The sequence below is a fragment of the Nitriliruptor sp. genome (genome assembly GCF_040882075.1).
Taxonomy (GTDB): domain Bacteria; phylum Actinomycetota; class Nitriliruptoria; order Nitriliruptorales; family Nitriliruptoraceae; genus Nitriliruptor.
This window is the reverse complement of the sequence record NZ_JBBEBZ010000027.1, coordinates 1-13,453: the sequence shown is the minus strand read 5'-3', so window position 1 is coordinate 13,453 and position 13,453 is coordinate 1. Positions and strand designations below refer to the sequence as shown.

The window sequence follows — 13,453 nt, the reverse complement described above, 5'->3', positions numbered from 1 at the left end:
GAGCAGGGTAGGCCGCCGTCGGGGGTAGCCTGACCGCACCCGCTGACGCCGCCCCCCTGTGGGCTCTGGCTCGCGTTCGCTCCCAACCTCCTGTGAGGTCCCGTGCTCAGCCTGTCCGACGTCGTCCTGCGCGTGGGTGGTCGCCCGCTGCTGCAGAACGTCGACCTGCGCTTCCCCACGGGGTCGCGGACGGCGCTCGTCGGCGGGAACGGGGCCGGCAAGACCACCCTGCTGCGCACCATCGTGGGCGAGCGCGACGCCGACGAGGGCACGGTCGCCCGCCCGAAGGGCCTGCGGCTCGGGTTCCTGCCCCAGGACATCGTCGACACCATGAGCGGTGAGGACGCCGGCGGCACCGTCCTCGACCACGTCCTGCGCGGCGCCGCGCACATCACCGACCTCGAAGCGCGTCTGCGCGCCCTCGAGCAGCGGATCGAGACCGCGACCGGTGCCGAGCAGGAGCGGCTCCTCGACGACTACGGCCGGACCACCGACAGCTTCGAGCAGCTCGGGGGCTACGAGCTCGAGGCCGAGGCGCACCGCGTGCTGTCGGGGCTCGGTTTCCCACCCGATGCGCACGGGCGTCCCACCGCCGAGCTGTCCGGTGGGTGGCGGGTGCGGGTCGCGCTCGCGCAGCTCCTGCTCGCCAAGCCCGATCTGCTCGTCCTCGACGAGCCGACCAACCACCTCGACGTCGAGACCATCGGGTGGCTCGAGGACACGCTCACCTCGCTGCCCGGTGCGCTGCTGTTCGTCAGCCACGACCGGGACTTCATCGATGCGGTCGCCGACACGATCGTCGAGGTCGCTGCGGGGACGGCCACCACCTACGACGTGCGATCGGGGACGATCGTGGCCGAGGAGGGGGGGTTCGCCGCCTTCGTGCACCAGCGGGAGGAACGGCTGGCGTCGCTGCGCGCGGCGCGGGCCCAGCAGGACCGCCAGCTCGCCGACGTCGAACGGTTCGTCGAACGCTTCCGCTACAAGGCCTCCAAGGCCAAGCAGGTCCAGTCCCGGGTCAAGGCGCTCGACAAGGTCGATCGCATCGAGATCGCCGACCGCAAGCAACTGGTGGCCAAGTTCTCCTTCCCCGAGCCGCCCCGGTCCGGACGCACCGTCGTCGAGACGAAGGGCCTGCGTGTCGCGTTCGACGATCACGTCGTGCTCGACGGGGTGGACCTGGCGATCGAGCGTGGCCGCAAGGTGGCCGTGCTCGGACCCAACGGTGCCGGCAAGACCACCCTGCTGCGGGTCCTCGCCGGGCAGCTCGAGCCGACCTCCGGGACCTACGAGCTCGGTCACAACGTCGACATCGCGGTCGTCGACCAGCACCAGGCCGAGGTGCAGGACCTCGACCGGACCGTGCTCGAGGAGTTCCGGACGGCCCTCGGTGACGAGCACCGGGGCCTCAACCACCGCTCGATGCTCGGTGCCTTCGGGTTCCCGGGCGACCTCGCTGAGCGGGTGGTCGGGATGATGTCGGGAGGGGAGCGCACCCGGCTCGGCCTGGCCAAGGTCATGGCCTCTCCGGTGAACCTGCTCCTGCTCGACGAGCCCACCAACCACCTCGACCTCGCGTCGCGCGACGTGCTCGAGGACGCCCTCCAGGCCTACCCCGGCACCGTGTTGTTGATCACCCACGACCGTCACGTCATCCGTGGGGTCGCGGACGCGATCATCGAGGTCGACGGTGGCCGAGCCCGGTGGTTCGACGGGACCTACGAGGAGCTGCTCGCGCGTCGATCCGCCCCGGCTGCGCGGCCGGCAGCGCCGACCCGCGCCGACGGCGCGCGGGGGGAACGTGGGCCGAGCGCCGGGCCGCGCGCCGACACGCGTGACAAGCGCAGCGAGGCCGAGCGTCGCCAGGCGCGTCACGCGGCGACCAAGGACCTCAAGAAGGAGGTCACGCGCATCGAACGTGACCTCAACCGGGCGGAAGCCACCGTCGCCGAGCTCACGCGTGAGCTCGCGGATCCGGCCGTCTACGACGACCAGGAGCGGGTCAAGGGTCTGGTCGCCCGCCACGGTGCCGCGAAGGATGAGGCGGCGGACCTGATGAAGCGGTGGGAACGGGCCTCCCTCGCCCTCGAGGATGCCGAGGCGTCCGCTCGGGCCTGACCGCCGGTCGTGGCGGGGAGCGACCTCCGCCACCTGGACGTCGGTGAGCGTCGCGCGCTCGGGATGGCGCGCGTTCGCCCTCCAGGGGCTGTGCGAGCAGGTGGAGCGTCACCTACACCACGTCCGTTCGTTGGGAGCGACACGAGCCCAGCAGGGACACGACTGCGGCAGGCTCACTGCCGACCGGACGAACGGGAGCACCGATGGGACGCAAGCGACTCCTCACGATCCTGACGACGGTCGTCCTAGCCGTCGGTGTGCCCGCGGGCACGGCCTCCGCCCAGCTGCAGCTGCCCGGTGTCGGCTCGGTCGACGTCTCCGAGGACTGCGCCGGGGCGGACGTGTCGCTCGGCGACCTCGAGCTGGACGCGAAGCTCTGCGCCTCCGATGATGGCGCCGCCGACGAGCCCGAGGCTGGCAGCACCGGGACCCCGCTCGACCAGGTCACCGACCCGGTCCGCGACGCGACCCGCGCCGTGACCGACCGCGTCAACGAGATGATCAGCGGTTCCCAGGGGGACGGCGCCACGCCGACCCCACCGTCCGCACCCGGTGGTGACGGCGGGACCGCGCCCAGCGGTGGCTCCGATTCCGGCAGCACCGACCGCGGGAGTCGTGGTGGCTCCGAGGTCCAGCCCGCCGGTACCGCCGACCGCGCGCCGACCGCGGCCGACCAGCGCGAGCGCCAGCGTCAGCTGGCCAGCATCCGCGCCCTCCGTTCCGACCTCTCCGCCGGGACCAACCTCGACACCCGCAGCGGCCCGGTCGTGCCGTTCGGCGGCATCAGCAGCCTGCAGATCGACGAACCGGCCGACCCGCTCGTCGCCGAGGGTTCGATCGTCCCGGGTATCGACTCGACCGTCACCCCCGACGTCGCTCCGTCCGCTGAGCAGGCGATCTTCGCCGGCGGCCCGGCAGCACCGGACCTCGACGAGGTTCCCCTGTCGCTGCAGCTCCTGGCGGGCGCGCTCGTCCTCGGTGCCGGCGCCGTCTGGACCCTCGCCCGGCGCGAGTTCGGCGACCAGCCGATCACGACCGCCTGAGACCACCCCACGCACGAACGACGCCCCCGCTTCCGGCGGGGGCGTCGTCGTGCGGCCGGTCGGACCTCAGCCGCGGTCCTCGACCGGCGCGTAGTCGCGCTCGCCGGCGCCGACGAACAGCTGGCGCGGGCGGACGATGGCCTGCTCCTCGTCGAGCAGGTTCTCCTGCCAGTGGGCGAGCCACCCGGGGATGCGTCCCATCGCGAACAGCACCGGGAACATCGAGGTCGGGAAGCCCATCGCCTGGTAGATGATCCCCGAGTAGAAGTCGACGTTCGGGTAGAGCTTGCGCTCGGCGAAGTACTCGTCCTCGAGCGCGATGTTCTCGAGCTCGACGGCGATGTCGAGCAGCGCGTTCTTGCCGGTCACCTCGAACACCTCGTGGGCGAGGTCGCGGACGATGGTCGCGCGTGGGTCGTAGTTCTTGTAGACGCGGTGCCCGAAGCCCATCAGGCGGAACTCGCCGTTCTTGGCCTTCTCGACGTACTCAGGCACCTGGTCGGCGGTCCCGATCTCCTCGAGCATGCGCAGGACCGCTTCGTTCGCGCCGCCGTGCTTGGGCCCGTACAGCGCCGCCGTGGCGCCGGCCGCGGCCGAGTAGGGGTCGGCGTCCGAGGACCCGATGGTGCGCATCGTGGTGGTCGAGCAGTTCTGTTCGTGGTCGGCGTGCAGGATCAGCAGCACGTCCATGGCCCGCTCGAGCACCGGGTCGGGCTCGTACTTGAGCTCGGTGGTCTTCCACATCATGTTGAGGAAGTTGCCCGCGAACGACAGGTCGTTGTCGGGGTAGGCGTACTTCATCCCGATCGAGTGCCGGTAGGCGAAGGCGGCGAGCGTCGGGAACTTGGCGATCAGCCGGATGATCTGCTGCTGGCGGGTGTCGGGATCGTCGATGCCCTTGGCTTCGGGGTAGAAGGTGGACAGCGCGCCGACCGACGAGACCAGGATGCCCATCGGGTGGGCGTCGTGGTGGAACCCGTCGATGAACTTCTTGATGTTCTCGTGGATGAAGGTGTGGTGGGTGATGTCGAACACCCAGCGGTCGTAGTCCTCCTGGGTCGGCAGCTCGCCGTGGATGAGCAGGTAGGCCACCTCGAGGAAGGTCGAGGATCCCGCCAGCTGCTCGATCGGGTAGCCGCGGTAGCGCAGGATCCCGGCGTCACCGTCGATGTAGGTGATCTCGGAGCGGACGTTCGCGGTGTTCTTGAACGCGGGGTCGTAGGCCAGCAGGCCGAAGTCGTCGTCGCTCACCTTGATCTGGCGCAGGTCCATCGAGCGGATCGCGCCGTCCTCGATCGGCAGCTCGTAGGTCTGCCCGGTCCGGTTGTCGGTGACGGTGAGCGTGTCCTTCTGATCACCCATCTCGGGGGGACTCCTCGTCGTGGCCTGCAGCGGGGGAGCGGGGTCGCCCCTCCCCGGCGGTCGGGGACGGTGCACGGTCGACGGTGGTCGACGTGCGTCGATCGCGGCAGCGAACCTAGCGGGCGTGGCGGGCCTCGGCCGGGGGCGTCCGCCCGTGGCCGGGGGGATCGGTGCCCCCCCGGGCGGGTCAGGCCTCGAGCCGCTCGACGACGCGTCCGAGCGCTTCGGCGACCACCGCGGCCTCGTGGTCACCGAGCAGGTCGGCGAAGTGTTCGCGGACGCCGGCGAGATGGGTCGGCGCCGAGCTGCGGATGACGTCGTAGCCCCGGTCGGTCATCTGCGCCCACGTCCCTCGGCGGTCGTCCTGGCAGGGGGATCGGGCGACCAGGCCGTCGCGCTCCATCCGGTCGATGAGACGCGTCAGCCCGGACTTCGACAGCAGGACCCGTCCCGCGAGGTCCTGCATCCGCAGCCGGTGCTCATCGGCCTCGGACAGCTGCACGAGCACGTCGTACCAGGTCAGCGGTAGCCCGACCCGGTCGCGCAGCTCCCTGGCCAGCTCATCGGTGAGCCGGGCGTGAGCGGTCAGGAACGCGCGCCACGCCGCCATCTGCGGAGCGGGGACGATGGGCTCGTCGTCGCGAGCCGGAGGCGGTGGGGGCGAGGTCTTCACGGGTGGCAGGGTAGTCAGCCACCCCTCGCGTCGATGCCCGTATCGGGGTCGGCGGCTGCGACCGGCGCCGTCCCTGGGGCAGCGGCCGGCTGGCAGGTCGGGCACCAGTAGACGAGCCGGGCCTGCTCGCCGAGGTGCCCCGAGCTGACGGGTGTGCGGCACCGCCGGCAGGGGTGCCCGCCACGGCCGTAGACCCACAGGCTCCCGTCGGGGCCGCCGGCGACCGTGGTCCGCGAGCTCGCGGGTCCGAGGTTCCGGCGGAGCAGGTCGGCGGCCGTGCTCAGCAGCGCGCGTCGCTCGCCGGCCGGGACGTCCCCGACGGGCGTCGCGGGGTGGATGCCGTGGAGGAACAGCACGTCGCAGCGGTAGACGTTGCCCACCCCGCAGGCGATGCGCTGGTCGAGCAGCGTCTCGCCGATGGTCCGGTCGGTGGTGGAGAGGCGTTCGAGGCGTGCGACGGCCTCGTCGATATCGGCGCCGGGGTCGCACAGGTCCGGACCGAGCTGCCGGAGCGCGCGGTGGCGCGCGAGCCCGCTGGCGTCAAGCACCTCCACGACGGGGCTGGCGAAGCAGACCGCGACGGTGCCGTGGACCGCCAGGACGACACGGGCCGCACGCGGCGACTTCCGCCACCGCTCACCCGGCGCGTACAGGTGCCAGGACCCCGTCATCATCTGGTGGGTGTGGACGATCAGCCCGTCGGAGGTCGCGATGAGCAGGTGCTTGCCGCGCGCCTCGACGCCGGTGATCTCGGCGCCGACCGCTGGCCACGGACGTGGCAGCCGTGGCAGGTCCACCCGGGTCAGCGGGCGCCCGACCAGCGCCGACCGCAGAACGGCGGCGGCGCGGTGGATGGTGTCTCCCTCGGGCATCGGCCGAGGGTAGGCAGGCGGCGGGACCGGCCCGCCACCTGCACCCCGGCACCGTCGTCGCGGCCGTCACGAGGGGCGGGAACGCCCGAGGGGGCCGCCGGAGCGGCCCCCTCGGGTGCGTGCGTGCCCCCGGAGGGGCGCTGGATCAGAGGTCGTACGGGCGCAGGGTGCCCCGGTTGTTGCTCTTGGCACGCTCAGCGGCGTCCTTGAGCATCGCGTTGATCTTCGCGTTCACGGCCTCGCCGAGCGAGGAGTCCATGCGCAGGTCGAGGCCCTTGACGGCCTCCTTGAGCTTGCTGTTGACGACGAGCGAGTCAGCCATCGGTCCGCCTCCGTTGTGTCGGGGTTGGTGCGGGAAGACCAACCTACGGGGCCGGAGGGGGCGAGAGCGAGGACCTCACCCCGTCCAGCCCCCGGAACTGCGCGTTGTGCGCGCATCAGCGTGCGCGCGGATCCGGGGTCGAACCGCGGTAGGTGAGGCCCCGGTAGCCGACCGTGAAGCCCTCCTCGGCCAGCACCGTGGACCACGGTGAGTCGTGCACGGGGACCCCGTCGACGCGGGTGATCTCGAGCTTGCGGAGCCGGCGGACGTCGACCAGGTTCCGGAGCGCTGCCACCCACGTGGCGGGTGGCGGGCCGTCCTCGAAGGTGGTCAGGCTCCGCCCGCCGCGCTCGAGCACCGCGGCCGGGGCGCCGGCCACCAGCACCACGAACGCACCGGCCGCACGTGCCGGTCGGCCCGCCGTCGGCGGCCACGCCAACGCTGCGCCGTAGGGTTGAGCCGGGTCGGTCGCGGCGAGCACGACGACCTCGGGCGGGTCGTCCGAGGGGTCCCGACCGCCGGCGGGAACCCGGAGGGCACGGAGCCGGTCGATCGCGCCGGGTGCGGCGAACTGCGCCGCGCCGAGACCAGCCACGACGTAGCCACGCCGGATGCGGCCCGACTCCTCGAGCACCTTCAGGACGGGGTAGACGGTCGAGAAGCCGCCGCGGACGGACTCGGCGCGCATGGCCTCGCGGGTCAGCACACCGTGTCGTTCGAGCAGCTGCTCGGCGAGCCCGTGGAGCTGTTCGGTGCTGGTCGTCGTGACGTCCCCCGCGCTCGGCGGCGGACCGTGCAGGTCGCGGGTCAGCGACCAACGTCCGCGGGCGGCGGGAGGACCGCCACCACGCGTGGGTCGGCCCGGTCTCGGTCGTGCGGTGCGGGCCCCGCCCGCGCGGCGCGTCCGGCCGCCACCGACGAGGTCGCGGACCGGTTGGTAGGTGTCGTTGGTGACCTGCCCCTCCCAGACCAGGTCCCATAGCGCGTCGAGGACCTCCTGCGCGTCCGGAGCACCGGAGTCACCGGCGCCCCGAGCCACCGCCGTGAGCAGGTCGGGCCAGAACGACGCGCCACGGGTCCCGAGGTGGTCGACCAACCGATCGTGCACGGTCCGGTCGCCCGGGGGTCGGCCACCGGCCACGGTGTCGCCGCCGCCGAGCAGCGGCACCAGCAGGGGGAACTGGTCGCGGAAGCACAGGACCACCCGCCCGTCGCGCGTGCCCACCGGTTCGACACCGAGCCAGACCACCTCGCCGGCGGCGATCAGCTCGTCGAGGTCGCCGGGCCGGTAGCCGTCGAGGCGGGCCGGGAGCACGTCGTTCTCGAGCACGGAGGCCGGGATCGGAGCGCCCTGGAGCTGGGCGACCACGTCGACGAGCGCATCGACGCCTCGTCGACGCCCCGCGCCCTCAGCGCCTCGGACGCCGTGCCACGCCGGCAGGAAGCGCCCCAGCACGGCCGGTTCGACCGGTTCGACCTCGCGTCGTAGGGCCGCGAGCGAACGGCGCTTCAGGCGTCGGAGCACCTCGCTGTCGATCCACTCCCGCCCGGACGCGCCGGGACGGAACTCGCCCGGCAGGACCCGGTCGATCCGTTCGAGGTGGCGCAGGGTCGCCTCGACGCGCTCGCCCGGCACGTGCAGGCGAGCCGCGCAGGCCTGGACGGTGAACGGGCCGTGCGTCCGGGCGTAGCGGCCGACGAGGTCGGCCAGCGGGTCCTCGACGGGCTCGGTGAACACCTGCGGGAGACCGGGAGGGAGCGCGACACCGATGGCGTCGCGCAGCCGCGCGGCGTCCTCGGCGGCGGCGATGCGTTCGCCGCCGCCGACCCGGACCTCGATGGCTCGCCGTTCGGTGAGCAGCTGGTCGATCCACGGGTCGGGATCGGAGGTGGCACGGTCGGCGATCTCGCCCCGGGTCAGGTCGCCGACGGCCCGGAGGACGTCGTGCAGCTCGTCGACGTCTCGGGCCCGGCGGTCGACCGCTGCGCGCCGTGCCGCGGCGTCGTCGGCGTCCTCGCCGGTCAGCAGCTCGGCGACCGACGCCGGTGGGGCGAGACGTTGCAGCTCACGCTCGAGCGCCTCGAGGACGTCGACATCGAGCAGGTCACGCAGTTCGTCGCCGCCGAGCAGCTCACGGAGCAGGTCGCGGTCGAGGGCGAGGGCCGCGGCTCGGCGCTCGGCGAGCGGTGAGTCGTACTCGTACATGTACTGACCGACCCAGCCGAACAGCAGCGACTGGGCGAACGGTGACGCGGACGTGGTGTCGACGGTGGCGATCCGGATGCGCCGCGACCGCAGCTGGCCCAGCAGGTCGCGGAGGGCCGGCAGGTCGAAGACGTCCTGGAGGACCTCGCGGGTCGCCTCGAGCAGGATCGGGAAGGTCGGGTAGCGCGAGGCGACGCCGAGCAGGTCGGCCGCCCGTTGACGCTGCATCCACAGGGCGGTGCGCTGGCCCGGCCGGCGCTTGGGGAGCAGCAGCGCCCGGCCCGCCGCCTCGCGGAAGGTCGTGGTGAACAGCGCCGTGCCGGCGAGCTGATCGACGACCAGGCGCTCGACCTCGTCGGGGTCGATCAGCAGCTGGTCCATCACCGAGGGGGCGTCGGAGGATCCGCCCTCGAAGACCGCGTCGAACGACTCCTGCAGGCGCAGGACGATGCCGTCGTCGGTCCAGAGGATCTCGGGATCGAACCCGGCGTCGGTCAGCTGACGCTCGATGGCCATCGCCCACGGCGCGTGCACCTGCGCCCCGAACGGGGACAGGATGCACACGCGCCAGTCGCCGAGCTCGTCACGGAAGCGTTCGACCACCACGGTCCGATCGTCGGGCAGCACCCCCGTGGCCTCGATCTGCTCCTCGAGGTAGCTGACGAGGTTGTCGGCGGCCCAGGCATCGAGGTCGTGGTCGGCGCGCAGGCGGGCGACCTCGGCGTCCCGGTCCGCTTCCGCGCCGGCACGGACCTCCCGGTGGAACACCCCGATCGCCGCGCCGAGCTCGAACGGGCGTCCCGGTCCGTCGCCGTGCCAGAAGGGCAGCTTGCCGGGCTGGCCCGGGGCGGGGGTGACCACCACCCGCTCGTGGGTGATGTCCTCGATGCGCCAGGTCGAGGCGCCCAGCACGAAGGTCTCGCCGGGCCGGGACTCGTGGACCATCTCCTCGTCGAGCTCGCCCACGCGCGCACCGTCGGGCAGGAAGACCCCGAACAGCCCGCGGTCGGGGATCGTCCCCGGGTTGGTCACGGCGAGCCGCTGCGCGCCAGCTCGCCCGCGGACGGTGCCGGCGACACGGTCCCACACGATCCGCGGCCGCAGCTCGCTGAACTCCTCCGATGGGTAGCGCCCGTCGAGCAGGTCGAGCACGCCGTGGAAGACGTCCTCCGACAGCTCGGTGAACGGTGCCGCCCGACGGACGAGCGCCAGCAGGTCGTCGACGGCCCACTCGTCGGTCGCCGCCATCGCGACCACGTGCTGGGCGAGCACGTCCAGAGGGTTGCGCGGGTACCGGGTCGACTCGATCAGACCGTCGTGCATGCGACGGACCACCACGGCCGTCTCGACCAGGTCACCACGGAACTTCGGGAACAGCGCACCCCGTGACGGCGCCCCGACCTGGTGCCCCGACCGACCGATCCGCTGGAGCCCGCGCGACACCGCACCCGGGGAGGACACCTGGACGACGAGGTCGACCGCCCCCATGTCGATGCCGAGCTCCAGCGACGAGGTCGCGACCAGCCCGCGCAGCTGCCCGGACTTCAGCTGATCCTCGATGTGGAGCCGCCGCTCACGCGACAGCGACCCGTGGTGGCTCATCACCAGCTCGGGTGGTGCCGAGGCGTCGGTCGGGCCGCGCGACCACGCCGGGTCGGGTTCGGCGAGCGCGGCCTCGAGCTCGTCACTCTCGAGCCCGGACGCACGCAGGGCCTCCTCGCGCAGCCGCGCGGCGTGGAGTTCGTTGAGCTTGGCGGCCAGCCGCTCGGCCAACCGGCGGGCGTTGACGAAGATCAGCGTGGAGCGGTGCTCGAGGATCAGATCGAGCAGGCGCGGGTGCATCGCCGGCCAGATGCTGCGCCGTGACGGTCCCGCCGCCGCGGGGCCGGATCGGAGCCCGCCGTCGTCCGCTGGCAGCTCATCCGATCCGCGCCCCGAGCCCGAGGCGACCCCCAGCTCGGCGAGGTCCTCGACCGGCACCACGACCTCGAGCTCGAGCTTCTTGGCGGTCCCGGCGTCGATGATCGTGACCGGGCGCGGTCGGACGCCGCCGTCGTCGGTGGGTTCGCTGCCCCCGAGGAACCGTGCGATCTCCTCGAGCGGGCGCTGGGTTGCCGACAGCGCGACCCGTTGTGGCGCTCGGCGAGGCGCGTCGCCGTCCTCGAGCCCGCCGAAGCGGACCTCGTGCTCGAGCCGTTCGAGGCTGAGCACGAGGTGGCTGCCGCGTTTGGTGGCCGCCATCGCGTGGATCTCGTCGACGATGACGGTCTCGACGTGGCGCAGGGTCTCGCGTGCCTGCGAGGTCAGCAGCAGGTAGAGGGACTCCGGGGTGGTGATGAGCACGTCCGGCGGGTTGCGCTTCATCCGTTCGCGATCTCGAGCGGGCGTGTCGCCGGTGCGGACACCGACCTCGGGTCGGTGCACGGCGTGTCCCGTGCGCTCGGCCGCGAGACGGATGCCCTCGAGGGGGGCGCGCAGGTTGCGGTCGACGTCGACGGCGAGGGCGCGGAGCGGCGAGAGGTAGATCACCCGTAGCCGCTGTTCCTTCGGCGGCACCGGGTCCGACACGAGCCGATCGATCGCGGCGAGGAACGCGGTCAGGGTCTTCCCGGACCCCGTCGGGGCGAGGATGAGCGTGTGGTCGCGGTCGGCGATCGCGGGCCACCCGCGCGCCTGCGCCTCGGTGGGCGCGGCGAAGGAGGTCCGGAACCACTCCCGGACCGGCGGGCTGAACCGCTCGAGCGCATCGTCCGGCTCGACGGGGCGGGCGTGGTCGACCATCGCGGGCACGCTACCGGCGCTCCCCGACACGGGGCGGTGGCCGTGAGCCGGGGAGGAACGACCATCCACGGCGTCCGGTCCGACGAAGCTCGGGGACGCCACCCCGCCGGAGACCCCGTGCGCACCGCCATCGTGCTGTTCACCCGTGACCTGCGCGTCCACGACCACCCCGCCCTGCACGCGGCGTGCCGCGACGCGGACCGGGTGGTGCCGCTGTTCGTCCTCGACGGCGCGATCCTCGACAGCCGGTACGCCGCGCCGAACCGGGTGGCCGCGCTGCTCGAGGCGCTCCGCGACCTGCGCTCGTCGCTCATCGCCCGCGGCGGTGGCCTGGTCGTGCGCAGTGGCGACCTCGTCGAGCAGGTGCGGATGGTGGCGACCGAGGTCGCGGCGGACGACCTGCACCTGACCGCGGACTTCTCCCGGCACGCCCGTCGACGTGAGCGTGCCCTCGAAGCCCTCGGTGCGGAGCTCGGCGTCCGCGTCACCGCTCACCCCGGGGTGGCCGTGGTCGAGCCGGGCGCGATCGAGCCGTCCGGTGGCGACCACTTCCGGGTGTTCTCGCCGTACTGGCGGCGGTGGTCGGTCCACCCCCGCCGCGCTCTGGTCCCCGCGCCGGAGCGGGTCCCCACGCCGACCTCCATCCCGACCGGCACGATCCCGTCCTGGACCGACCTCGTGGACGGCCAGGAGGCACCGGACCGGCTGCGGACCGGTGGATCGGTCGCACGTGAGCGGGCGGCGTGGTGGTTCGAGGACCCGGTCCAGGGTTACGAGGAGGGTCGCGACGAGCTCGGGCACGACCGCACCTCGAAGCTCTCACCGCACCTGCACCTCGGGTGCCTGTCACCGAACGAGGTCGCCGCGCGGAGCGATGAGCACCGGTCGGGACGCGAGGCCTTCCTCCGGCAGCTGTGTTGGCGTGACTTCAACCTCCAGCTCCTCGCCGCCAACCCCGACCTGCCGGACGAGGACCTGCGCAGCCAGGGGGACCGGTGGCGCGATGATGAGGACGACCTCGACGCGTGGCGTGAGGGCCGCACCGGCTACCCCGTCGTGGACGCCGGCATGCGACAGCTCCAGCGAGAGGGCTGGATGCACAACCGCGCCAGGATGCTGACGGCCTCGTTCCTCACCAAGCACCTCCACATCGACTGGCGCGCCGGTGCGTGGCACTTCATGGACCACCTCGTCGACGGGGACCTGGCCAACAACTTCGCGCAGTGGCAGTGGGTCGCCGGGACCGGGACCGACTCACGCCCCAACCGGGTCCTCAACCCCGTGACCCAGTCGCGGCGCCACGACCCGACCGGTCGGTACATCCGGCGCTACGTGCCCGAGCTCGCGGGCCTCGACGACCGGCTCGTCCACGCCCCGTGGGAGGGCGATGACCAGCTGTTCAGCTCGGCTGACTACCCCCCGCCGGTGGTCGACCACGCTGAGGCACGGGACCGGTTCCTGGCGGCGCGCGGGAGGTCCTGACGGTCGACCGGATCCGGGTCAGCGTGCCCGCGCCGCTACGCTCGACCCCGGTCCGTCCGGCCGGAGGTCCGCGTGCATCCGACGATCGACGACACCCCGGGGGCTGTCGACTCCACCCCCCTCCGGGTGGTCCTCGTCGACGACGATCCCGACTTCCGTCTGATCATGCGCACGCGCCTCAACCTGCGTCCCGGGATCGAGGTCGTCGCGACCGCCGGTGACGGCACCGAGGCGCTGCAGGCCGTGGCCGACCACGCGCCCGACGTCGTCGTGGTCGACCTCATCATGCCGGGTGTCGATGGGTACGCGACCTTGGCGCTGCTGCGCGAGCAGCACCCGGGCGTCGGAGCGGTCGCGTACACCGCCGTCGCGGCGGCGGCGTCCCGCGACCGCGTCGCGAGGCTCGGTGTGGAGCTGGTCCAGAAGACGCCGGATCCGGCCGACCTGGTGGCCGCCATCCACCGGAGCGTCGACGCGCAACGAGCCGAGTTCCAGCCGTGAGTCGCCGCCGCCGCGACGACGGCGACCGGGACGACGGCGACCACGGCGGCGATGACCACGGCGGCGCCGACCGCGTCGGCGGTGACCGCGGAC

At 72.9% G+C, this 13,453-nt stretch carries 9 protein-coding genes; 4 read left to right on the top strand and 5 right to left on the bottom strand.

The features are described 5' to 3' along the window. Positions 1–102: 102 nt before the first annotated feature. Together WEB03_RS01515 and WEB03_RS01510 are read left to right on the top strand one after the other, a co-directional pair. Entirely contained in the window at positions 103–2,118 is a 2,016-nt protein-coding gene (locus tag WEB03_RS01515; protein WP_368069203.1) for an ABC-F family ATP-binding cassette domain-containing protein, read from the top strand. Between the two features lie 203 nt (positions 2,119–2,321). Then, the gene (locus tag WEB03_RS01510) at positions 2,322–3,161 is read left to right on the top strand and encodes a hypothetical protein (protein WP_368069202.1); all 840 of its coding nucleotides are present in this window, start codon (positions 2,322–2,324) and stop codon (positions 3,159–3,161) included. Between the two features lie 66 nt (positions 3,162–3,227). On the opposite strand, the gene WEB03_RS01505 is transcribed toward WEB03_RS01510, so the two are convergent. The 5 genes from WEB03_RS01505 to WEB03_RS01485 form a co-directional block, all read right to left on the bottom strand. Beyond that, a complete protein-coding gene (locus WEB03_RS01505) occupies positions 3,228–4,523 on the bottom strand; it encodes a citrate synthase (RefSeq protein WP_368069201.1) in 1,296 nt (431 codons plus the stop codon). A 187-nt stretch (positions 4,524–4,710) separates the two neighbouring features. Further along, positions 4,711–5,196: a MarR family winged helix-turn-helix transcriptional regulator gene (locus tag WEB03_RS01500; RefSeq protein WP_368069200.1), complete on the bottom strand. Its 486-nt coding sequence runs from the start codon at positions 5,194–5,196 to the stop codon at positions 4,711–4,713. A 14-nt stretch (positions 5,197–5,210) separates the two neighbouring features. Then, the gene (locus WEB03_RS01495; protein WP_368069199.1) at positions 5,211–6,068 is read right to left on the bottom strand and encodes an Fpg/Nei family DNA glycosylase; all 858 of its coding nucleotides are present in this window, start codon (positions 6,066–6,068) and stop codon (positions 5,211–5,213) included. A gap of 145 nt (positions 6,069–6,213) precedes the next feature. Further along, positions 6,214–6,390 (bottom strand): hypothetical protein, encoded by a 177-nt coding sequence (locus WEB03_RS01490; RefSeq protein WP_368069198.1) that lies wholly within the window; start codon positions 6,388–6,390, stop codon positions 6,214–6,216. A gap of 115 nt (positions 6,391–6,505) precedes the next feature. Next, a complete protein-coding gene (locus WEB03_RS01485; RefSeq protein ID WP_368069228.1) occupies positions 6,506–11,377 on the bottom strand; it encodes a DEAD/DEAH box helicase in 4,872 nt (1,623 codons plus the stop codon). 117 nt (positions 11,378–11,494) lie between these two features. Here WEB03_RS01485 and WEB03_RS01480 point away from each other — a divergent pair, with 117 nt between their 5' ends. Next, positions 11,495–12,859 carry a deoxyribodipyrimidine photo-lyase gene (locus WEB03_RS01480; protein ID WP_368069197.1) on the top strand — a complete coding sequence of 455 codons (1,365 nt, stop codon included), beginning with the start codon at positions 11,495–11,497 and terminating at the stop codon, positions 12,857–12,859. Positions 12,860–12,931: 72 nt separating this feature from the next. Then, positions 12,932–13,360: a response regulator transcription factor gene (locus tag WEB03_RS01475; protein ID WP_368069196.1), complete on the top strand. Its 429-nt coding sequence runs from the start codon at positions 12,932–12,934 to the stop codon at positions 13,358–13,360. Positions 13,361–13,453 lie beyond the last annotated feature (93 nt).

Coding starts and splice junctions, on each gene's coding strand:
- WEB03_RS01510 (WP_368069202.1), top strand. CDS start 2,322: ATGGGACGCAAGCGACTCCTCACGATCCTGACGACGGTCGTCCTAGCC.
- WEB03_RS01505 (WP_368069201.1), bottom strand. CDS start 4,523: ATGGGTGATCAGAAGGACACGCTCACCGTCACCGACAACCGGACCGGG.
- WEB03_RS01495 (WP_368069199.1), bottom strand. CDS start 6,068: ATGCCCGAGGGAGACACCATCCACCGCGCCGCCGCCGTTCTGCGGTCG.
- WEB03_RS01490 (WP_368069198.1), bottom strand. CDS start 6,390: ATGGCTGACTCGCTCGTCGTCAACAGCAAGCTCAAGGAGGCCGTCAAG.
- WEB03_RS01485 (WP_368069228.1), bottom strand. CDS start 11,377: ATGGTCGACCACGCCCGCCCCGTCGAGCCGGACGATGCGCTCGAGCGG.